The following is a 21,067-nucleotide window of genomic DNA, read 5'->3' as shown; positions in this document are numbered from 1 at the left end:
GGCCATCATTGCGTCGACTCCGCAATCTTCGACAGGGCGTTATCCGCCGCCGGATCGCGATCATCGCCCTTATGGGCGATCGACTGTGGCGACAGCGCCGGCAGATCGTCCGGCGGCAGGTTCAGCAGTCGCAGGGCGTCGGCCATCACCTTGGAAAACACCGGCGCCGCAACCAGGCCGCCGTAGTAATCGTCGCCGCGCGGCTCGTCGATCATGACCACCATCGCCAGACGCGGGCGGCTGGCCGGTGCCAGGCCGGCAAACAGCGACAGGTAACGGTCGCTGGCATAACCGCCGGCGACCGCCTTGCGCACCGTGCCGGTCTTGCCGGCAACCCGGTAGCCCTTGATATCGGCGCGGCTGCCGGTGCCCTCGGTCGACACCACGCCCTCGAGCATGTGTACCACCTGGCGGGCAACCTTTTCCGGCAGCACCCGTTCGCCCGCCACCTCGTCATCCTGGCGCAGCAGCGATACCGGCCGCAGCACGCCGCCGGCGCCGAGCATGGCGTAGGCCTGCGCCAGCTGCAGGCTGGTTACCGACAGGCCGTAGCCGAACGCTGCGGTCACGAGTTCAACTTCCGACCAGCCAGCCGGCAGGGCCAGCCGGCCACTGGCCTCGCCGGGGAAACCGCTGCCGGTGACACTGCCGAAGCCGAGCTCGTTGAACAGGTTCCACAGGCGTTCGCTCTGCAGGGTCTGGGCGATCTTGCTGGCACCGACGTTACTCGATTTCTTGATCACCCCGGACAGGTCAAGCACGCCGTAATTGTGATGGTCACGAATGGTATGACCGCCGACGCGGTAATAGCCGGGATTGGTATCCAGCTCCTGGTCGGCCGTGTACAGGCCGGACTCCAGCGCCGCGGCAATGGTGAACGGCTTCAGGGTAGAACCGGGCTCGTAGACGTCGGTCAGGGCACGGTTGCGTAACGCCGCCGTTTCCAGGCCGGCGCGGTTGTTCGGGTTGAACGACGGCTGGCTGACCATCGCCAGAACTTCGCCGGTGGTGACATCGAGCATGACGATCGAGCCAGCTCGGGCATTGTGATGCTTGACCGCCGATTTCAGCTCCAGGTAAGCCATGTACTGCAGGCGCCGATCAATACTCAGGGTCAGCGCCTGACCCGCTTTCGCTTCGCGAATGCTTTCGACGTTTTCCACCGTGCGGCCGTAGCGATCGCGCAGCACGCGCTTGGCGCCGGGCTTGCCCTGCAGCCAGTCGTTATAGGCCAGCTCCAGACCTTCCTGACCGATGTCATCGATGTTGGTAAAACCGGTCAGGTGCGCGGTGACCTCACCGCCGGGATAGTAGCGCCGGTACTCGCGCTGGGTGAACACGCCGGCAACGTTCAGTTGCTTGACCTGTGCGACCAGCTCGGGATCGGCATGCCGGCGCAGGTAGACGAACTCGCGATCCAGCCGCTCGACCAGCATCTGCTTCAGGCCGGCCGGCGTGTACCCCAGCAGGGTCGCCAGCTGATCGCGTTGCGGCGCATCGAGCAGCTGGCGTGGCACCGTCCAGAGCGACTCCACGGCGGTACTGATCGCCAGCGGTTCGCCGTGGCGATCATTGATCATGCCGCGATGCGCCGGCGTCTCCACCACCCGCAGGGCGCGCGCGTCGCCATGATTCTTCAGGAAATCCTTGTGCTTGATCTGCAGGTCCACCGCGCGGCCGATCAGCACCAGCACACCGACGCCAAAAACCATCAGCACCAGCCAGCGGCGCAGGGCAAAGTCGCGATGCAGGGCGGGCTGCCGGCTCATTGCGGCACCAGCACGAGCTGTTCCGGCTTCGGTGAACGCATATCGAGCTGCTCGCGGGCCAGACCCTCGATGCGACTGGCCATGGCCTGGGTGCTCTGCTCCAGCTGCAGGCGGCTCCATTCCTCGTTCAACGCGTCACGCTCGCTCTCCAGCGTCTGGATCTGCACGAACACCACGCGCGACTGATGGCGGGCATACACCACCAGCAATGCCGAAATCAGCACAGCGGCCACCAGGGCGGAGAACAGGGTTGTCTTCATGCCGCGCACCTCTCGGCGACGCGCAACACGGCGCTGCGCGCGCGTGGGTTTTCGTCAACTTCGGCCGGCGTCGGTCGGTGTACGCCGCCAACCAGCTTCAGCTGCGGCTGCAGGGCATCGGCCGGCACCGGCAGATCGATGGGATACGGATCACCGCGGCTCGCTTCACGCAGGAAACGCTTCACGATGCGATCCTCAAGCGAATGGAAACTGATGATGACCAGCCGACCACCGGCGGCAAGCACATCCAGCGTCTGCGGCAATACCGCGCGCAGTTCATCAAGTTCGCCATTGATGAAAATGCGCAACGCCTGAAAGGTCTTGGTCGCCGGATGCCGGCCCGGTTCATGAAAACGTTTCGGCACCGCTGCGCTGATGATGTCGGCAAGTTCATGGGTACGCGTGATCGGCTGTTGCTCGCGGGCCCTGGCGATCGCCCGGGCGATGCGACCGGCGTGCGTTTCCTCGCCATAGTCGCGCAACAGGCGCTTGATCTCGGCCTCTTCCGCGCGCATCAGCCACTCACTCACCGGTTCGTCGGCGCCCGGGTCCATGCGCATGTCGAGCGGGCCGTCGTGCGTGAAGCTGAAGCCACGCTCAGGGTTGTCGAGCTGGGGCGAGGAGACGCCCAGATCGATTAATACCCCATGAACCTGTCCCATCATTCCCGCTGTCTCGACCGCCTGCGCAAGCAGGCTGAATGAAGCCTTTGTCACTGTGATTCGGTTGTCGTCGGCGTAGCGCTGGCGTGCCGCACCGACCGCTTCCGGATCGCGATCCAGGGCCAGCAACCGGCCCTGACTATTCAATCGTTCAATCATGGCGGCACTGTGGCCACCGCGGCCAAAAGTGGCGTCGACATAATGGCCGTCCGGGCGCATTGCCAGCCCGGCCAGTACCGCATCCAGCAGTACCGGTACATGCGCGTCGCTGACTACCATCAGCCAGCGCTGCCAAGCGTTATGTCATGGACCATCACCGTCGCGCGTCCGCCATTGTTTATAGCGACAGTGATCGCAGTGCCTCGGAAGGTTCGCCGGCGTCGTCACCCACCGCGCGCAACCAGGCATCGCGCTGTTCGTTCCAGACACCGGCATCCCACAATTCGAATTTGTTGCCCTGGCCAAGCAGGATGACTTCCTTGCCCAGGGCGGCGTAGTCGCGCAGCTCTTGCGCCAGCAGGATGCGGCCCTGGCCGTCGAGCTGGCAGTCGCTGGCATAGCCGCGCATCATCTGCTTGGTGCGGCGGCTCTGGACGTCGAAATCGGACAGATCGGCGAGCTTGGCTTCAATCAGCTCCCATTCCGGCAGCGGATACAGCCACAATGAGCGGTCCAGCGGACTCAAGGTCAGCACCAGCGCGCCCTCGGCCATCCCGGCCAGACGCTCGCGATAGCGACTGGGCACGGCGATCCGGCCCTTGCTGTCGACGCTGAGTGAACTTAAGCCACGAAACACGCGCTTCTCCCGAAATGCATTCTAAACTCAATGGACTACCACAATGCCCCACAATTCCCCACTGAAAGAACTATAGGAACTGCGGCGCTACGGTGTCAAGCAGACTTTTGCATTCCCGGAAAGAATTCTCGCTTTTTGAACAGTAACTTAGAGAGGAAACTATGTTGAATCCCTGACTTTCGACGAATACCCGGAATAATAATTTTATTTATATCATTAACTTGAGAAGACAAGTTAAAGTCAGCCCCTAATGAAGGACTTGTTCAGGACGACTTAGGAAGGAGCGGAAAGCCAGCCGATAAGCCGGGTTCTGTCTGGGACAACCATTCATCTGCGATGTGCGTCACCGCACACCTGTTGCGACCTACCCGGGGGCGGCGCGGGCCGCGCCTCGGCGCTCGTAAGCGCCGGCCCCTCTACTTGGTCTTGCTCCGGGTGGGGTTTACCCTGCCACAGCGGTTGCCCGCTGCGCGGTGCGCTCTTACCGCACCATTTCACCCTTACCGAACATGTCGGCGGTATATTTTCTGTGGCACTTTCCATCGGCTCACGCCGTCCAGAGGTTATCTGGCACCCTGCCCTGTGGAGCCCGGACTTTCCTCCCCGTGTGAACACGGAGCGATTGTCTGACCGACTTTCCGCGGCGTCAGTGTGGCGCAGCCGGCGTTTGGCTGCAAGCTGTGCTCGTAGCTAGGGGTGACTGGCTGGGCCCGGTTATTGTGGGAGCGGATTGAAATCCGCGATTCTTCAGATCGTGTATCGCCGACAGCTGGCCAGCATTCACCCGGCAAAGCCGACTGCTCGTTCCTCGTTTGCCAATGAAGCTTGGCCGCCAGGGTTATACTGTCAAGCTCGCGTCCTGCCCCCGAGATACGCTTCACGAGCGACGAGATACGGGCGCAGCCCTAACGAGATACGCGCAGTGCGCCAAGCGCACTGCGCTAACTGCGTTCCTCCATCATCTCAAGCGCCAATTTATAAATTTCATTTTTGGAGTGAGCACTGACCTCGGCGACGATCGCTGCCGCCGTTTTCACCGGCACGTGCGCCAGCAGGCTGCGCAGCAGGGGGCGTGGGTCGTCGGCCGCCGGCGGTTGCGGATTGCCGGCGACGACGAGCACGAATTCACCCTGGCCGCGCCGGGCATCGGCCGCCAGCCAGTCCTGCAGGCCGGCCAGCGTCGTCGCGATACTGCACTCATGCTGCTTGGTCAGTTCCTTGACCAGGGTCGCCTCGCGACTGCCGCCGAACTGCGTCACCGCGTCAGCCAGCATGGCGCTCAGCCGGTGCGGCGTCTCGTAGAACACCAGCGTACGCGGCTCCGCGACCAGCTCGGCCAGGCGTGCGCGCCTGGCGGCCTGCTTCGCCGGCAGGTAGCCCTCGAACACGAACCGATCGGTCGGCTGGCCGGCGACCGACAGCGCAGCGGTCAACGCACTCGGGCCGGGGATCGCGACGACGCGGACACCGGCAGCCTGCGCCGCCCGCACCAGACGATAGCCCGGGTCGCTGATCAGCGGTGTGCCGGCATCGCTGATCAGCGCCAGCGATTCACCAGCCGTCAGCCGCGCCAGCAACTGTTCAATGCGTTGCTGTTCGTTGTGCTCATGCAGCGACTGCAGTGGTGTCGTGATCGCATAATGGCTCAGCAGCCTGTAGCTGTGGCGCGTGTCTTCGGCCAGGATCTGCGTCACCTGGCCCAGTATCGTTCGCGCACGCTCACTGAAATCGGACAGATTGCCGATAGGCGTGGCAACAACGTAAAGACAACCATCGTGATCGGTCATAGGCTGGGCAAAACCCCGTTGGTTCAACAGTAGTAAAATTTCATGAAACCCTGGCGCCTGTCACAGTCTATAACGACAGGCTAACGACCCGTTTCAACAAACTGTTAACATATCATTATGCGTAAACTCCTGTTGCTGACCCTGCTGGCCGCGCTGGTTGCCGGCTGCGGTACCGGTCCGACCCAGCCTGATACCGATCAGGCCGCCGCGGAAAGAGACGCCCGCGACAAACTGGATGCCGGTAACTACACGGCCGCCGGCGAGGCGTTTCGCCAGCTCGCCGATGACACGCGCGGACCACTCGCCGAGCGCTATCGCCTGAATGCCGCCGAGGCCTATAGCAAGGCCGACGATACCACCCAGGTACGGTTGCTGCTGGAGCGTCTGGACTTTGATGCCGAAGAACAGCCGCAACTGTATGCCCGTGAACAGTTGCTGCAGGTGCGTCTCGCTCTCGCCGACGACGATACCGCCGCCGCGCGCAAACGTCTCGAGTCCCTTGCCGAACCCAAGGACCAGCCACAGCTGCAGGCCGACTATCACCTGCTCCGGGCCGCGCTACACGAACACGAGGAAGAACCGCAGGCGGCAGTGGCAGCCCGCCTGTCAGCCGATGCCGCTCTCGCGGAAGTCGACCCGGAACGCCGGCGTCAGCTGGCGGAAGCGCTGTGGCAGGGCCTGCGGCAGCTGGACCGCGATGCGCTGATACGGCTGCGTGACGGCGCCGGGAAGCCTACTGCCGGCTGGATTGATCTGGCACAGATCGAACGCGCCCAGTTGACCAATGCCGATAACCTGCGGCGCACGCTCGACGATTGGCAATTGCAATATTCCAACCATCCGGCCGTGGACACCGTCCTCCCGGACCTGCGTGAATTCGCCCGCAATATCGATCGGCAACCGGGCCGGGTGGCGTTGCTGCTGCCGTTTGGATCCAACTACGACGAGGTCGCACGCACCATTCGCGACGGCTTTATTGCCGGCTGGTATGAAGACGACGATGAACGTCCGGAACTGGAAATTTACACCGCCGACAGCGACAACATCGTCGAGGTGTATGAACAGGCCGTAAGCGACGGCGCCGAATTCGTCGTCGGTCCGCTACGCAAGGAGGCCGTAGCCGCGCTGGTCGAATATGCAGAACTCGACGTGCCCACGCTGGCGCTGAACTATCACGAGGGCGACAGCGCCGCGGTCCAGGCGATCAACGAGCAGGGCCGGCTGCCCCGGCTTTATCAGTTCAGCCTGGCGCCGGAAGATGAGGCACGTCAGGTGGCCGAACGTGCCTGGTTCGACGGCCACGGCCACGCCCTGGCGCTGGTGCCGGCAAACGAATGGGGTGAACGCATTCACCAGGCATTCAGCGAACGCTTCACGGCGCTCGGTGGCGAAGTGCTCGAACGGGTTGACTATGCGCCGCGTGAACGTCAGTTCGCTGAAGTCGTGGAAACGTTGCTGAATATCGATGAAAGCGAGCGCCGCTACAAGGCATTGCGCGATCAACTGCAGCGCAACCTGGAAGGCAATGTGCGCCGGCGCCAGGATGCCGATTTCATCATGCTCGCCGGTTACCCACCGGTCGGACGCCAGGTCGGACCGCAACTGCAGTACAACTACGCCGGCAACCTGCCGGTTTACGCGACCTCGCACATCTTTGCGGGCGTCATCGACCGTAACGCCGACGCCGACATGAACGGTTTCGTCTTTGCCGACATGCCCTGGCTTCTGAACAGCGACGGAGAGACCACCCTGCATCAGCGCATCGAGCGGTTCTGGCCGGATGCGATGGGCAACAACCCGCGATTGTTTGCATTCGGCATCGACGCCTATCGCCTGCTCGATCGGATCAGCCGTATGACCATGGATCCGGGCATGCAGATCACCGGTGCCAGCGGCCGCCTGTCGGTTACTGCCAGCGGCCATGTTCGCCGGCAGCTGCAATGGGCCCGGTTCGTTAACGGTGCGCCACAACCGCTGCAACAGCAAGTGCCGGCTGATGACAGCATGGCCCGGCACTGACGCGCGCCGCGCCACCTATCAGCGTGGCCGCTGGGCCGAGCAGGCAGCGGTCGACTACCTGCAGCGGCAGGGCCTGACGCTGCAGGATCGCAACTATCACTCGCCCTTTGGTGAAATTGATATCATCATGCGCGAACATGCATCGCTGGTCTTCATCGAGGTACGCTATCGTGCCAACGAGACCTTCTGCCCGGCAGTTGAAACGATCAGCCGTACCAAGCAGCAACGCATTCGTACAACAGCCGAGCACTATCTGCAGCAACAACGTCAGGCACACAAGTACGACTGTCGCTTTGATGTCATCACCCTGTCCGGGCCGCAACAGTCCCCTGCCTACAACTGGATGCGCAATGCGTTCTGAGCAGCAACGGCCAGCGCATCAGCCATAATCATTAATCACTGTTTTTTTACCGAGGAGTCACCATGGATGCCGTGAGCAAGGTCCGCCAACTGTTTAAGGACACGATCGCGGTACAGACAGAAGCCAGTGAACAGCTCGCGCCGGGTATCGTACAGGCGGGCGACATGCTGGCCTCGGCGCTGCTCGGCGACCACCGTATTCTGGCCTGCGGAAACGGCGCTTCCGCGGCCTGTGCCCAGCATTTCACCAGCCTCATGGTCAATCGCTTTGAAATGGAACGCCCGGGACTGCCCGCTTTTGCACTGACCGCCGACAGCACGACGCTGACGTCCATTGCCGATGATTACCAGTTTGCCGATGTATTTGCGAAACAGATTCGGGCACTTTCCAGTCCGGGAGACATCTTACTGGCTATCAGCGTTAACGGCAGCGCCAGCAACCTCGTCCATGCCCTGGACGCAGCGCATGATCGCAAGATGCGTATCATCCTGCTCAGCGGCCAGGATGGTGGTCGTTGCAGCGGTCTGCTTGAAGAAGAAGACCTGGAAATTCGTGTACCCAGCTGGGTCGCGGCCCGTATTCAGGAAACACATGTGACAGTGATTCATTCAATCTGTGACTTGATTGATCGCCACCTACTCGGACAGGAGGATTAACCAGATATGTCCAGTCAACTGCTTAAAGCCCTAACCATCGTATTGCTCTGTAGCTTGATCAGCGGCTGCGCGGCCGTGGCCGTGGGCGGTGCGGCAACCGGTGCCGCCGTCGCCTATGACCGTCGCACCACCGGCACGGTCATGGAAGACCAGGCCATTGAGGTCAAGGCGTCGCGTGCGTTCAATGCGGACACCGAGCTCAGCGATGATGCGCACATCAATGTCACCAGTTATAACACCAAGGTGTTGATGGCCGGTGAAGCGCCGACCGAGGAACTGCGCGACCGCGCCATTGAAATAGTGCGCAACATCCCCAAGGTCAGTCGCGTCTATAACGAGGTTATTATCGCCTCACCCAGTTCCTTCATGTCCCGCAGCAGCGACAGCATGATCACCACCAAGGTCAAGGCGGCACTGTTCGGCGAGGCCGGCATAGAGTCCACCCATGTCAAGGTGGTGACCGAGCGCGGTATCGTCTACCTCATGGGTTTGCTGACCGCCGAAGAGGGTGAACGCGCGGTCGAGAGAACACGCCGGGTCGGCGGCGTACAAAAGGTGGTTAAACTGTTCGAGACTTACGAAGATTCATGACTACCATGCAGCCATTGCAATCAATCTGGCTCATGTAAGCAGACATGACGATGCACGCCGTTCTATGCGATCTCGATGGCGTCGTCTATCAGGACGGGCGCTTGATCGACGGCGCCGCCGCAACCCTGGAATGGCTGCATGAGCACACCATCGACTGCCTGTTCGTCACCAACACCAGTTCAAAACCGCGCCAGGCCGTCCACGCCCAGTTGGCGGACATGGGCCTGCAGGTCGATGCCGAAACCATCCTGACACCCGCCGTGGCCGCCTGTCACTGGCTGCACGAGCGGGCACTGGATAATCTCGCCCTGTTCGTCCCTGTAGCCACCCGTGAGGATTTCGCCGACTTCACCGCGGCCGAGGCGGATGCCCGGGTCGTGATCGTCGGAGATCTCGGCGAGGACTGGAATTACCGGCGCCTCAACCACGCCTTCCGCCTGTTGCAGGATAATCCGCAATGTTCATTGCTGGCGCTGGGCATGACGCGTTACTGGCGGTCAGCAGCCGGGCTGAGCCTCGACACCGGCCCGTTCGTACGGGCACTGGAATTCGCCTGTGGTCGAACGGCAACCGTGCTGGGCAAACCGGCCACGGATTTTTTCAAGACGGCACTGGAGAAACTCGGCGTCACGGCGGAACAAGCGTTGATGGTCGGTGACGACATTCGCGGCGACATCGCTGGCGCCCAGCAGGCCGGACTGAAGGCGGCACTGGTTCAAACCGGTAAATTCAGGCCGGAGGATTTGCAGGGAGAAACCCGGCCGGACGCCGTGCTGGGTTCGATAGCCGAATTGCCGGACTGGTGGGAACGCAACGCGACAGCGTAACGATCCGCCTCGCAGACGCCGGTTTACTTGATAACGCGCAGGTGTGGCCGCGACGGCTTGTCGTCTGGCTGGGTGTCTGTATCGCTGTTCGTCGCATCCGCTTCGGCGCCAGCCTCATCAGTTTGCTCGGCGTCAGACTCCGTTTCCGGAAACATCATGCCGGCACTGGTCTCACGCGCATAGACCGCCAGTACGGCCGTCACCGGTACACTGATCTGCTTAACGGCACCACTGAAGCGGGCGCGAAACTGGATCAGCTCATCACCAAGCTCCAGGCCCTGCACCGCGCTCATGGAGACATTGAGAATGATCTTGCCGTCCTCGACAAAGGCTCGCGGCACGTCCACGGCCGGGGCATCGGCGTCCACCAGCAGCAACGGTGTCATACCGTTATCACTGATCCACTCATGCAGTGCCCGTATCAGGTACGGGCGACTGGAACTCATTTCGGGTGTTTCGGCCATAAGAAATCTCGGCGCTTGGAGGTTGCGGGTCAGGGCTGCAGTTCGCGCTCGGCGTCCGACAGGCTCTTGCGGAAACCCGGTCGCGCAAACAGGCGCTCGGCATATTTTTGCAGGGGCTTGGCCGCGGCCGGCAGCTTGATGCCCAGATAGGGCAGGCGCCAGAGCACCGGCGCGAGACAGCAATCCACCAGCGAGTACTCATCAGACATGAAATAGGGCTTCTGGTCAAAAGCGCCGGCAATCGCGGTCAGATTGTCGCGAATGGTCTTGCGGGCATTCGCCAGAGCGATTTCATTGCCGCCCTGCAGCTGCGCCAGTGGCACGTAGATATCACGGCGCACGCGAAAACACAGTTGCCGACAGGTGGCCCGGGCAACGGGATCCACCGGCATCAATGGCGGGTGCGGGAAACGTTCATCCAGATACTCCATGATTACCTGGATGTCGTACAGCACCAGATCGCGATCCGCCAGGGTCAGCGTATCCGTATCGGTATACGGGTTCAGTTCACGTAACTCGACCGGCGGATCACCGGCATCGATGTACTGAATCTCGACGTTGATATCCTTTTCCGCCAGCACGATGCGTACAGCGTGGCCGACCGGATCCATCTTATCCGAATACAGCATCATCACCGAACGCCTGTTCGTCGTGCTCACGTCGTTACTACCTCCATATTGTCTGTCACCTTACCAGTTGGCACCGTTCGACGGCCAGACCGGCTCAGTGGATATCCCGCCAGAAATTCCTTTTCAGTGCATAAACCACACCCAGCAGGATCAGCAGGTAGAAGATTACCCAGAAACCAATCTGGTAGCGCTGCATCTGTGCCGGCTCACTGATGTACGCCATGAAATTGACCAGATCGCGCATTGCGCGGGCGTACTCGTCATCACTCATACTGCCCTCGACGACGGTTTCCAGACCCGCGATGTGCTCGTCGTCACCGTCCTCGTAAACCGGTGCCTTGATGCCCTGCAGCTCGGCCAGCACATGCGGCATGCTGGCATCCGGGAATTGCAGGTTGTTGAAACCGGTCGAGCTGGCCGGGTCGCGATAGAACGTCATCAGGTACGAGTATATCCAGTCAGCACCACGCGAACGTGCCGTCAGGGTCAGGTCGGGCGGTGCCACACCAAACCATTCTTCCGCCTGCTCGGCCGGCATCGCCGTCTGCATGGTTTCCCCCACCTTGTCGGTGCCGAACATCAGGTTGTCCTCGAGCACCGTTTCCGGGATGCCGAGGTCTTCGGCCATGCGGTTATAGCGCATGAACTTGGCGGAATGGCAGCCCATGCAATAATTGACAAACAGCCGGGCGCCACGCTGCAGTGAAGCCTCGTCATCCATATCCACGTCGACGTGGTAAATTGGGCCATCACTGGCCGCGCTGGCAATGCCGGCGAGCAACAACAGGCTGACGGCGGAAATTGAACGTAACATAGAACATATCATCGGTCGGTCACCCGTTCCGGCACAGTTTTATCGTTATCATTGCGGGTATAAAACGGCATCAACAGGAAGAAACCGAAGTACACCACGGCGAAGAAACGCGCCAACCAGGTATAGGTCGGTGTTGCCGCCTGCAGTCCGAGCCAGCCCAGGGCAACAAAGCTGATCGCGAAGGCCGTCAGCGCGCCACGGTATTTCCAGCCGCGGTAGCGAATTGACTTGACCGGGCTCTTGTCCAGCCAGGGCAAGGCAAAGAACAGCATTACCGCCGCGCCCATGGCGAGCACGCCGAACAGCTTGTCCGGAACCGCACGCAAAATCGCGTAAAACGGCGTGAAATACCATACCGGCGCGATATGCTCGGGTGTTTTCAGCGGATCCGCCGGTTCGAAATTGGCGTGCTCAAGGAAATAACCGCCCATCTCCGGCGCAAAGAATACGACCATGGCGAAGAGGATCAGAAAGACCACCATGCCGACCATGTCCTTGACCGTGTAGTAGGGATGGAAACGGATGCCATCCAACGGCACACCATTGGCATCCTTCTTGTTCTTGATCTCGACCCCGTCGGGATTGTTGGAACCGACCTCGTGCAACGCAATGATGTGCAGGAATACCAGCCCGACCAGCAGCAACGGCAGGGCGATGACGTGCAATGCAAAGAAGCGGTTCAGGGTGATATCGGAAACATTGAAATCACCGCGTATCCACAGCGTGAGTTCCTCGCCGATGAACGGTATCGCGCCAAACAGCGAGATAATGACCTGCGCGCCCCAGTAGGACATCTGCCCCCACGGCAACAGATAACCAAAAAACGCTTCAGCCATCAGGCACAGATAGATGAACATGCCGAGGATCCAGATCAGCTCGCGCGGTTTCTTGTACGAGCCGTAGAGCATGGCGCGGAACATGTGCAGGTAGACGACGATAAAGAACGCCGATGCCCCGGTGGAGTGCATGTACCGTATAAGCCAGCCCCATTCAACATCACGCATGATGTACTCGACCGAGGCGAACGCGTTTTCCGCCGACGGCTTGTAATTCATGGTCAGCCAAATGCCGGTCAAAAACTGCAGCACCAGCACCAGCAGCGCCAGCGATCCGAAGTAATACCAGAAATTGAAATTCTTCGGCGCATAATACTGCGCCAGATGATCATTCCACATCTTGATCAGCGGAAAGCGCGCGTCAATCCAGCCGATGGTACTGTCTACTGCCTTGCCAAACCGGCTCATGCCACCCCCTCGCTGGAATCTTCGCCTATCAGAATACGGTTGTCGCTGATGAACTTGTATGGCGGCACGACCATATTGGTCGGCGCTGGTACACCCTTGTAAACGCGGCCGGCCATATCAAAGCGCGAGCCGTGACAGGGACAGAAAAAGCCGCCGATCCAGTCGTCACCGAAATCGTTGTCCTCGTCCGGCGCCTTGTACGAAGGCGAGCAACCCAGGTGCGTGCACAGGCCGACGACGACCAGGTATTCCGGCTTCAGCGAACGGTATTCATTCCGGGCATAGGCGGGCTGCTGCTCGACGCTGGAGTCGGGATCACGCAATTCGCCCTCGATACGGGCCAGCTCATCGATGGTTTCGTCGCCGCGGCGCAGTACCCAGACCGGCTTGCCCTGCCACTGGGTCCGCTTGAGGTCACCCGGCTGCATGTCACTGATATCGACCTCGACCGGTGCACCGATGGCCCGGGCGCGGGCGCTCGGCTGCCAGGAGGATAGAAACGGCACCGCCGTCGCCGCAGCACCAGCACCGCCAACCACGGTGGTTGCCGCGATCAGGTTTCGCCGCTTGCGATTGACTTCGTCACTACACATGGATGAACGCGCTCCCGATATCTTTCTGCTTTTAGTCTGTAAAAGTGGATTGTCGCCCGAATCTGCGGCCGGCAGTATATCATGTTAGATTGCGCTGATTGGCCGTCCGACCACGCGGATCACGTCAGGGACGACGGCTCAGGACATGTCCAGTCTGTTACCGGATCGCGACCAATGAGTGTCAAAAAAATACTGCTGTTCGTTGTGCAATCAGCACTCATCGGCCTGATTGCCGCTGTGCTGATCCTGATCATCCGTCCGGAACTGCTGGACTCCGCCGACAACCACGATGGCGAAAAATCCGCCACCCCGGCGACGAAAGCCGGCAATTCTAGCACACAGGGGCCGGCTTCATACCACGCGGCGGTGGAAAAAGCCGCACCCGCCGTGGTCAACGTGCTCGCCACCACCATCACCCCGGTCGAGCACAATCCGCTGCTGGACGACCCGCAGATGCGCGACTTTCTCGGCGGCGAGCTGCCCGAACAGCCGCGCGCCAAGCGCGACGACAACTACGGCTCCGGCGTTATCCTCAACGACCAGGGCTATATTCTCACCAACAACCACCTGGTCAGCACGGCCGATGAAATACAGGTAACCCTGCGCGACGGCCGCCAGGCCAACGCCCGCGTCATCGGCAGCGATCCGGACACCGATCTGGCGGTGCTCAAGGTCAAACTGGACAACCTGCCGGCCCTGACCATCGCCGACTCGACCGGGTTGCGCATCGGCGATGTCGTGCTCGCCATCGGCAACCCCTATGGCTTCGGCCAAACCGTCACCCAGGGCATCGTTAGCGCCACCGGCCGCAAGCGCCTCGGCATCAGCACCTTCGAGGACTTCATTCAGACCGACGCCGCCATCAACCCGGGCAATTCCGGCGGCGCCCTGGTCAACGCCAGCGGCGAGCTGATCGGCATCAATACCGCGATCATCTCCAATACCGGCGGTTCGCAGGGCATCGGCCTGGCCACGCCGGTGCATATTGCCACCAACGTAATGAAACAGTTGATCGAGAACGGTCGCGTGACCCGTGGCTGGCTCGGCATCGAGGCGCAGATCGCGCCGCCGGGTTCGATCCCCGAGGACATCGCCGACAACGGCGTGCTCATCGCCGGCATCATGCCCGGCGGCCCCGCCGACCAGGTCGGCCTGCAGCCGGGCGACATCATCATCAGTATCCTCGACGAGCCGGTCACCGGCCCGGAAGAGACCATCCGTCGCATCACCAGCATCGACCCCGGCACCGAGATCAGCCTCGAGGTGCTGCGCGGCTGGGACGTCATGGAATTCAAGCCCGAGGTCGCCGAACGGCCCAGCTTCGATCGCGGCTAGCTGTAAACGGGCGGCCAATCAACCTGTTTCAGACCGCTAATAAACGCGAATTAACGCAAACCGTAAATACTCCATTTTGAATATTTCTGTGTAGGCATCGACTTCAGCCGGCGAAACACGCGCCGGAGGCGTCGCGGCTTTCAGATGGGGACCGTATATATCGGGTATATTTCATTCACCCCATCCGTACCCCCCCCAAAAAAAAAAGAGGAAGGAATGAAGATGGCGCTTCCGCTAGGGTAGGCATCGACAATCACTAAGCAACCACACCGTAGGAGGCCCGACCCCGGGCCGAACAGGCGGCCGGTTACGGCGTGACATTCAAACTTTTCGCGGCGGGGTCGCCGCTCCTACCAATGGCATCCTTTCTTTATTGGCGTTAATTCGCGTTCATTGGCGGTTTCCTTAACATCCAATCAAAGGCTGGTGCGCAACGCTTCCAGAAACGCATCATTCTCCTCCGGCGTACCCACCGTGACCCGCAGGCAATTGTCGAGTAGCGCATGGCTGCCGTGCAGCTTCTTGATGAGCACACCCCGCTCAAGCAAACCGGCGTAGACCCGGTCGGCGTCGGTTACGCGAAACAGCAGGAAGTTGGCGTCGCTGGGCCAGACCTGCACCCCGCTCAGTGCCTGCAGTGCCGTGTGCAGGCGCTCGCGTTCGGCGAGAATCGCCGCGACCTGTTCATCCAGCAATTCGTGCCGGGCGAGGATGGCATCGGCGGCAAGCTGGTTCAGCGTGCCCAGGTTATAGGGCAGGCGCTGCTTGTCGAACTGCTCGATCCAGTCGCCGGCGGCGGCCATGAAGCCGATGCGCAGCCCCGCCAGGCCGAGCTTCGACAGTGTCCGCAACACGATCAGGTGCGCGTACTCGGCCAGCAGATCGACGCAGCTGTTGCCGGCGAAAGCGTGGTAAGCCTCGTCGATGACGACGATGCCGGGCGCCGCTTCGATGACCCGGCGCACGGCGTTCAGATCGAAGCGATTGCCGGTCGGGTTGTTCGGCCAGGCGAGAAATACCACCGCCGGCCGTTCACGTTCGATCGCCGCCAGCATGGCGTCGATATCAAGGGAGAAGTCAGCGGCGTTCAGATCGACACCGGCATAACGGCTGCCGGTGGCGGCGGCGATCAACCGGTACATGGCGAAGCCGGGCTCCGGCGCCAGCAGCGTGACGTCCGGACCGGCAACAGCCTGGGCAATGATCTGGATCAGTTCATCGGAACCGTTGCCCAGCAATAGCGGCTGGTCGGCGGCCAGACCGAAGCTGGCGCGGATACGCGCCTTCAGCCGCCGGGCCTGCGGGTCGGGGTAACGGTTCAGCGGCGCCGCACTCAGCAGCGAGGCCAGTTCGGCGCGCAGTGCCGCAGGCACCGGGTACGGGTTTTCCATCGCATCGAGCTTGATGCGATCGCCGGCGTCATGCACCTGATAGGCGCTGGCGGCCAGCGTCTGCGGGCGGATGATGCGTTGTAGGCGGTCGTTCATCATTATTGGCCGGTCCGGCCGCCCGGTTACGGCTTGCGCCGGTACTCGGCCGAGCGCGCGTGCGCCGTCAGGCCCTCGCCGCGTGCCAGAACCGACGCTGTCTGCGCCAGCTTATCGGCCCCGGCGGCGTTGCAGCCGATGATCGACGAGCGCTTCTGGAAGTCGTAAACGCCCAGCGGCGAGGAAAACCGTGCCGTGCGCGAGGTCGGCAGGACGTGGTTCGGGCCGGCACAGTAGTCGCCCAGCGACTCGGCGCTGTAATGGCCGAGAAAGATTGCACCGGCATGGCGCACCCGCGGCAGGAATGCTTCCGGATCAGCCAGCGCCAGTTCCAGGTGTTCCGGCGCCATGCGGTTGACCAGCGCCGCCGCCGCGTCTGCGTCCGCCACCGTGACAATCGCGCCGTTGTCGCGCAACGCCGTGGCAATGATTTCGGCGCGTTCCATCTCCGGCAGCAGGCGCTCGATGCTGGCGGCGACGCGCTCGGCAAAATCGGCGTCGGCGGTGATCAGGATCGCCGACGCCAGTTCGTCGTGCTCCGCCTGGGCAAACAGATCCATCGCCACCCAGTCGGGATCGGCGCTGGCATCGGCGACGATCAGCACTTCCGAGGGACCGGCGATCATGTCGATGCCGACGCGGCCGAACACCAGCCGCTTGGCCATGGCGACGTAGGCGTTGCCCGGGCCGACGATCTTGTCGACCCGGGGCACGAGTTCCGTGCCGTAGGCCAGCGCCGCCACCGCCTGGGCGCCGCCGATGGCAAACACCCGGTCGACGCCGGCGATGGCCGCCGCCGCCAGTACCAGCGGGTTGCGCTGGTCGTCCGGGGTTGGCACCACCATGACCACCTCGCCGACGCCGGCGACGCGCGCCGGGATCACGTTCATCAGCACCGACGACGGATACGCCGCCTTGCCGCCGGGCACGTAGACACCGGCGCGGTCCAGCGGCGTCACCTGCTGGCCGAGCTCGATGCCGTCGTCGTCGACGTAGCGCCATGACTGCTGGACCTGCTTTTCGTGGTAGCGGCGCACGCGGTCGGCGGCATCCTGCAGGGCGGCGCGCAGTTCGGCATCGAGACCGTCCAGTGCCGCGGTCAGCGCCGCCTGCGGGATCGTCAGGTCGGCCAACTGCGCCTGGCGCCGGTCGTAGCGATTGGTGTACTCGAGCAGGGCATCGTCGCCGCGCTCGCGCACGCCGGCGATGATCTCGCGCACGCGCCCCTCGATGGCCGGGTCATTGCCCTCGCTGCGCTCGAGAATGGCCTCGAGGCGGACGTCAAAATCGTGATCGTCGTGGGCGAGTCGGTTGATGCTGTGACTGGTCATGCCGTTCGTCCTGTCTGGCTCGTGTTGCTCTCGGCTATCTGCGAATTACTGCCGACTTTTATACCCCATTCATTCATTCGCGTTGATTCGCGTGTATTTGCGGACTTCAGTTATCTGCCGAAACGATCGCGTCCAGCTGCTGCAGCAGCGGCTTGACGCGCGCCGATTTCATCTTCAGCGCCGCCTTGTTGACGATCAGGCGCGAGCTGATCTCGGCGATCGTCTCGGTCGCCTCGAGGCCGTTCGCCTTCAGGGTATTGCCGGTATCGACCAGATCGACGATGCGATCCGCCAGTCCCATCAGCGGCGCCAGTTCCATCGAGCCGTACAGTTTGATCGTCTCGACCTGCAGGCCGCGCGCGGCAAAGTAACGGCGCGTGGTCTGCACGTACTTGGTAGCGATGCGCATGTGATCGTGCAGCGGCGTCGTGTCGCCGGCGCGGCCGGCGAGCATCAGTCGACAGCGGGCGATCTTCAGGTCCAGCGGTTCGTACAGGCCGTCACCGTCGTGCTCGAGCAGCACGTCCTTGCCGGCCACGCCGACGTCGGCGGCGCCGTGCTCGACATAGGTCGGCACATCGCTGGCGCGGATGATCAGCAACCGCACCTGCGGATCGCTGGTCGGCAAAACCAGCTTGCGCGACTTGTCCGGGTCCTCGGCCGCCTCGATACCGGCGCGCGCCAGCAGCGGCATCGCCTGCTCGAAGATACGGCCCTTGGACATGGCAATGGTCAACATATCGTTCATGGCGAATCCCGCAAGCGACTCAGGCCGGCACGCGACGGATGCGCGCACCGAGCTGGGCCAGCTTTTCCTCAATCGTCTCGTAACCGCGATCGATGTGGTAGATGCGATCGACCGCCGTCTCGCCGTCGGCCACCAGACCGGCCAGAACCAGGCTGGCCGAGGCGCGCAGATCGGTGGCCATCACCGGCGCGCTGGTCAGTTTGTCGACGCCGCGGCTGATCGCAGTATTGCCCTCGAGCTTGAGATCCGCGCCCATGCGCTGCAACTCGTGAATGTGCATGAAGCGGTTCTCGAACACCGACTCGGTGATCGTCCCGGCGCCGTCGGCGACACAGTTCATGGCCGTGAACTGCGCCTGCATGTCGGTCGGGAAACCCGGGAACGGCGACGTGTGCACATCAATGGCGCGCGGTCGCTGGCCGTGCATGTCCAGCGTGATGTTGCTGCCGTCGATGTCGATATCGGCACCCGCCTCGACCAGCTTGCTGATCACGGCGTCGAGCAATTGCGGCCGCGTGTTCTTGAGCTTTACCCTGCCGCCGGTCATCGCCGCCGCCACCAGGTAGGTGCCGGTCTCGATGCGATCCGGCAGGATATTGTAGGTGCCGCCACCCAGCCGTTCGACCCCCTCGATTTCGATGCGGTCGGTGCCGGCACCGGACACCCGGGCACCCATGGCGTTCAGGCAGTTGGCCAGATCGACGACCTCCGGTTCGCGCGCGGCATTTTCGATGACCGTCAGGCCGTCGGCCATGCTGGCGGCCATCATCAGGTTTTCGGTGCCGGTGACGGTTACGATATCCATGATCAGGTGTGCACCGCGCAGCCGATCGGCGGTGGCACGGATGTAACCGCCCTCGACGCGGATATCGGCACCCATGGCGGCCAGACCCTGTATGTGCAGGTTGACCGGGCGCGAACCGATGGCGCAACCGCCGGGCAGGGACACGTCGGCCTTGCCGTAGCGCGCCAGCAGCGGCCCGAGCACCAGGATCGAGGCGCGCATCGTCTTCACCAGCTCATACGGTGCGTACAGGTTGGTGATGGTCGAGCTGTCGACCTCGATGTTCATGCGTTCGTCGATGGTCAGCTCGGCGCCCATCTGGCCGAGCAATTCCATGGTCGTGGTGATGTCGTGCAGGTGCGGCACGTTGCCGATCGTCACCGGCTCGTGGCAGAGGATGGTCGAGGCGAGAATCGGCAACGCGGCATTCTTGGCGCCGGAGATGAAAATATCGCCGTTCAGCGGCACGCCGCCCTTGATGAGTAATCGGTCCATGCTTTTTTATCGGGACGTTAGTGTGGCGGCGTTGTCCGCTACGCCACCGGTTCTTACAAGCCGCGCAGTTCGCGTACCTCGGCCCACTGCTCGGGCGTATAGGTCTGGATCGACAGGGCGTGGATCTCGTTGCCCATTTTCGAGCCCAGTGCCTGGTAAACCAGCTGATGCTGTTGTACCGGGCCCTTGCCGGCGAACGCGTCGCTGACGATGATCGCCTCGAAGTGCGTGCCGTCGTCACCCTGGACGATGGCTTCGCTGTCAGCGATGCCGGCTTCTATCAACTGTTTGATCGTCTCTGGCTGCATCATAACTAGGTACCACGGAATTGAAATAGGACTATCGCCGCTACCGGCGCTGGCCAGTAGCGGCGTCAGGGCGCGAATTATCGCACGGATTGGCGGGAATGATTACCGGGGAATCACGCGGACCGTGATCCGAGTGGCAGCCCGCTTCAACTCTTGAACAGGTGAGCGACGCCGCAAAGATCGGCGATCCGCCGCATATGCTCCGGCACGTTATGCAGTGTCAGATTCTGCTGGCGGGCACGGGCCGCGCGGATCCAGTCGATCATCAGCGCCACGCCGGCACTGTCCACCCGCTCGACAGCAGCCAGGTCGACGCTGCCGGGCAACTGTTCGGCCATGGCGGCACGCGCCGACTCATGGAGCCGGGCACTGGTGGCGTAATTCAGGTCACCCTCGACCTTCCACGTGTCGCCGGTCGCCGTATGCAGCACCGCGTCGCTCATTCGGACTCGTGCGCCTCGACCGCGGCATTGGAACCGGCATTACGCTTGGCGAGTTTCTCCAGCAGGCCTTCCATGCCATCACGCCGCACTTCCGAGGCGAACGAGCCGCGGTAGGTCGACACCAGGCTCACTCCATTGACCGATACGTCGACCACTTTCCACTCGCCATCAACCTGGTGCATGGTGTAGTTGATCGGGATGTTCGACGAGCTCGACTGCTTGACCTCGGTCTGCACCTTGACCAGCTTGGCACCTTCCTTTTTCTGCACCGGCGAGTACTTGATCTCCTCGTCGGAGTATTCCAGCAGAGCCTTGGCGTAGGTGCGCACCAGCAGGGTCTGGAATTCCTTGGTGAACTGTTCGCGCTGTTCTTCGCTGGCCTGGCGCCAGTTGCGACCGAGCACCCACTTTGACATGCCCTCGAAGTCGAAATGCGGGATGATCATTTCATACACCAGCGCGTAGATCTGGTCGCTGTCCTGCTCGAGTTTCTCCTTTTCGGCACGCAATCGTTCCAGCACTTCATCGGCGGTGTCCTTGACCACTTCGCCGGCCGGGTGCGCGATCGCCCCCACGGGCGCCAGCAATAGCGACAATGCCAGTAAGACTGAAACCGGACTCAACCTCATCAAACTCATTATTCTTCCTCCTGCGCGGCCTGGCC

Annotated in this window: 23 protein-coding genes and 1 other RNA gene; 6 read left to right on the top strand and 18 right to left on the bottom strand. The window is 62.1% G+C overall.

Going from position 1 to position 21,067, the window contains the following annotated elements; all coding sequences use genetic code 11:
• Nucleotides 1-5: 5 nt before the first annotated feature.
• The 6 genes from J2T55_RS01190 to rsmI form a co-directional block, all read right to left on the bottom strand.
• A complete protein-coding gene (locus J2T55_RS01190) occupies nucleotides 6-1,769 on the bottom strand; it encodes a peptidoglycan D,D-transpeptidase FtsI family protein (protein WP_259053703.1) in 1,764 nt (587 codons plus the stop codon).
• Nucleotides 1,766-2,029, bottom strand: a complete 264-nt coding sequence (ftsL, locus tag J2T55_RS01185; protein ID WP_259053700.1) for a cell division protein FtsL — start codon at nucleotides 2,027-2,029, stop codon at nucleotides 1,766-1,768. Before ftsL ends, J2T55_RS01190 begins: the two co-directional genes overlap by 4 nt.
• Complete coding sequence (gene rsmH, locus J2T55_RS01180) at nucleotides 2,026-2,970, bottom strand: 16S rRNA (cytosine(1402)-N(4))-methyltransferase RsmH (RefSeq protein ID WP_259053698.1); 945 nt, start codon at nucleotides 2,968-2,970, stop codon at nucleotides 2,026-2,028. Before rsmH ends, ftsL begins: the two co-directional genes overlap by 4 nt.
• 58 nt (nucleotides 2,971-3,028) lie before the next feature.
• Nucleotides 3,029-3,487: a division/cell wall cluster transcriptional repressor MraZ gene (gene mraZ, locus J2T55_RS01175; protein WP_259053695.1), complete on the bottom strand. Its 459-nt coding sequence runs from the start codon at nucleotides 3,485-3,487 to the stop codon at nucleotides 3,029-3,031.
• A 283-nt stretch (nucleotides 3,488-3,770) separates the two neighbouring features.
• Nucleotides 3,771-4,125: RNase P RNA component class A (gene rnpB / locus J2T55_RS01170), an RNA gene on the bottom strand.
• A gap of 303 nt (nucleotides 4,126-4,428) precedes the next feature.
• Nucleotides 4,429-5,274: a 16S rRNA (cytidine(1402)-2'-O)-methyltransferase gene (rsmI, locus tag J2T55_RS01165; RefSeq protein ID WP_259053693.1), complete on the bottom strand. Its 846-nt coding sequence runs from the start codon at nucleotides 5,272-5,274 to the stop codon at nucleotides 4,429-4,431.
• Nucleotides 5,275-5,391: 117 nt separating this feature from the next.
• On the opposite strand from rsmI, the gene J2T55_RS01160 reads away from it, so the two are divergent.
• From J2T55_RS01160 to J2T55_RS01140, 5 genes are all read left to right on the top strand, one after another.
• Complete coding sequence (locus J2T55_RS01160; RefSeq protein ID WP_259053691.1) at nucleotides 5,392-7,293, top strand: penicillin-binding protein activator; 1,902 nt, start codon at nucleotides 5,392-5,394, stop codon at nucleotides 7,291-7,293.
• Nucleotides 7,271-7,654 (top strand): YraN family protein, encoded by a 384-nt coding sequence (locus J2T55_RS01155; protein ID WP_259053690.1) that lies wholly within the window; start codon nucleotides 7,271-7,273, stop codon nucleotides 7,652-7,654. The genes J2T55_RS01160 and J2T55_RS01155 overlap by 23 nt, the downstream gene beginning before the upstream one ends.
• Before the next feature lie 62 nt (nucleotides 7,655-7,716).
• Nucleotides 7,717-8,310, top strand: coding sequence for an SIS domain-containing protein (locus J2T55_RS01150; RefSeq protein WP_259053688.1), 594 nt, complete (start codon nucleotides 7,717-7,719; stop codon nucleotides 8,308-8,310).
• 6 nt (nucleotides 8,311-8,316) lie between these two features.
• Nucleotides 8,317-8,901 (top strand): BON domain-containing protein, encoded by a 585-nt coding sequence (locus J2T55_RS01145; RefSeq protein WP_259053687.1) that lies wholly within the window; start codon nucleotides 8,317-8,319, stop codon nucleotides 8,899-8,901.
• 50 nt (nucleotides 8,902-8,951) lie between these two features.
• Nucleotides 8,952-9,728, top strand: coding sequence for a TIGR01458 family HAD-type hydrolase (locus J2T55_RS01140; RefSeq protein WP_259053685.1), 777 nt, complete (start codon nucleotides 8,952-8,954; stop codon nucleotides 9,726-9,728).
• A 23-nt stretch (nucleotides 9,729-9,751) separates the two neighbouring features.
• Here the strand turns inward: J2T55_RS01140 and J2T55_RS01135 are convergent, their stop codons facing one another.
• From J2T55_RS01135 to petA, 5 genes are all read right to left on the bottom strand, one after another.
• Complete coding sequence (locus tag J2T55_RS01135) at nucleotides 9,752-10,192, bottom strand: ClpXP protease specificity-enhancing factor (protein WP_259053683.1); 441 nt, start codon at nucleotides 10,190-10,192, stop codon at nucleotides 9,752-9,754.
• Nucleotides 10,193-10,221: 29 nt separating this feature from the next.
• Nucleotides 10,222-10,824, bottom strand: coding sequence for a glutathione binding-like protein (locus J2T55_RS01130; RefSeq protein ID WP_259053747.1), 603 nt, complete (start codon nucleotides 10,822-10,824; stop codon nucleotides 10,222-10,224).
• Between the two features lie 91 nt (nucleotides 10,825-10,915).
• On the bottom strand, nucleotides 10,916-11,635 hold the full coding sequence (locus tag J2T55_RS01125; protein ID WP_259053681.1) for a cytochrome c1: 720 nt from the start codon (nucleotides 11,633-11,635) through the stop codon (nucleotides 10,916-10,918).
• Nucleotides 11,636-11,643: 8 nt separating this feature from the next.
• Complete coding sequence (locus tag J2T55_RS01120; RefSeq protein ID WP_259053679.1) at nucleotides 11,644-12,879, bottom strand: cytochrome b; 1,236 nt, start codon at nucleotides 12,877-12,879, stop codon at nucleotides 11,644-11,646.
• Nucleotides 12,876-13,472: a ubiquinol-cytochrome c reductase iron-sulfur subunit gene (petA, locus tag J2T55_RS01115; RefSeq protein WP_259053677.1), complete on the bottom strand. Its 597-nt coding sequence runs from the start codon at nucleotides 13,470-13,472 to the stop codon at nucleotides 12,876-12,878. Before petA ends, J2T55_RS01120 begins: the two co-directional genes overlap by 4 nt.
• A 174-nt stretch (nucleotides 13,473-13,646) precedes the next feature.
• Between petA and J2T55_RS01110 the strand changes: the two genes are divergently transcribed.
• Nucleotides 13,647-14,807, top strand: coding sequence for a S1C family serine protease (locus J2T55_RS01110; protein WP_259053675.1), 1,161 nt, complete (start codon nucleotides 13,647-13,649; stop codon nucleotides 14,805-14,807).
• Nucleotides 14,808-15,223: 416 nt separating this feature from the next.
• Here J2T55_RS01110 and hisC read toward each other — a convergent pair whose 3' ends face one another.
• From hisC to J2T55_RS01075, 7 genes are all read right to left on the bottom strand, one after another.
• The gene (hisC, locus tag J2T55_RS01105; protein ID WP_310521956.1) at nucleotides 15,224-16,297 is read right to left on the bottom strand and encodes a histidinol-phosphate transaminase; all 1,074 of its coding nucleotides are present in this window, start codon (nucleotides 16,295-16,297) and stop codon (nucleotides 15,224-15,226) included.
• Nucleotides 16,298-16,320: 23 nt separating this feature from the next.
• Complete coding sequence (gene hisD / locus J2T55_RS01100; protein ID WP_259053672.1) at nucleotides 16,321-17,625, bottom strand: histidinol dehydrogenase; 1,305 nt, start codon at nucleotides 17,623-17,625, stop codon at nucleotides 16,321-16,323.
• Between the two features lie 106 nt (nucleotides 17,626-17,731).
• Nucleotides 17,732-18,364 (bottom strand): ATP phosphoribosyltransferase, encoded by a 633-nt coding sequence (hisG, locus tag J2T55_RS01095; protein WP_259053743.1) that lies wholly within the window; start codon nucleotides 18,362-18,364, stop codon nucleotides 17,732-17,734.
• A 28-nt stretch (nucleotides 18,365-18,392) separates the two neighbouring features.
• Nucleotides 18,393-19,652 carry a UDP-N-acetylglucosamine 1-carboxyvinyltransferase gene (gene murA, locus J2T55_RS01090; protein ID WP_259053670.1) on the bottom strand — a complete coding sequence of 420 codons (1,260 nt, stop codon included), beginning with the start codon at nucleotides 19,650-19,652 and terminating at the stop codon, nucleotides 18,393-18,395.
• Between the two features lie 53 nt (nucleotides 19,653-19,705).
• Nucleotides 19,706-19,960 carry a BolA family protein gene (locus tag J2T55_RS01085; RefSeq protein ID WP_407660014.1) on the bottom strand — a complete coding sequence of 85 codons (255 nt, stop codon included), beginning with the start codon at nucleotides 19,958-19,960 and terminating at the stop codon, nucleotides 19,706-19,708.
• A 146-nt stretch (nucleotides 19,961-20,106) separates the two neighbouring features.
• Nucleotides 20,107-20,403, bottom strand: a complete 297-nt coding sequence (locus J2T55_RS01080) for an STAS domain-containing protein (protein ID WP_259053666.1) — start codon at nucleotides 20,401-20,403, stop codon at nucleotides 20,107-20,109.
• Complete coding sequence (locus J2T55_RS01075; protein ID WP_259053663.1) at nucleotides 20,400-21,041, bottom strand: MlaC/ttg2D family ABC transporter substrate-binding protein; 642 nt, start codon at nucleotides 21,039-21,041, stop codon at nucleotides 20,400-20,402. The genes J2T55_RS01080 and J2T55_RS01075 overlap by 4 nt, the downstream gene beginning before the upstream one ends.
• Nucleotides 21,042-21,067: the final 26 nt, after the last annotated feature.

It is taken from the genome of Methylohalomonas lacus, from assembly GCF_024808875.1.
Classification (GTDB): domain Bacteria; phylum Pseudomonadota; class Gammaproteobacteria; order Methylohalomonadales; family Methylohalomonadaceae; genus Methylohalomonas; species Methylohalomonas lacus.
The sequence above is the reverse complement of the archived record's forward strand: the minus strand, read 5'-3'. Positions and strand labels throughout refer to the sequence as shown.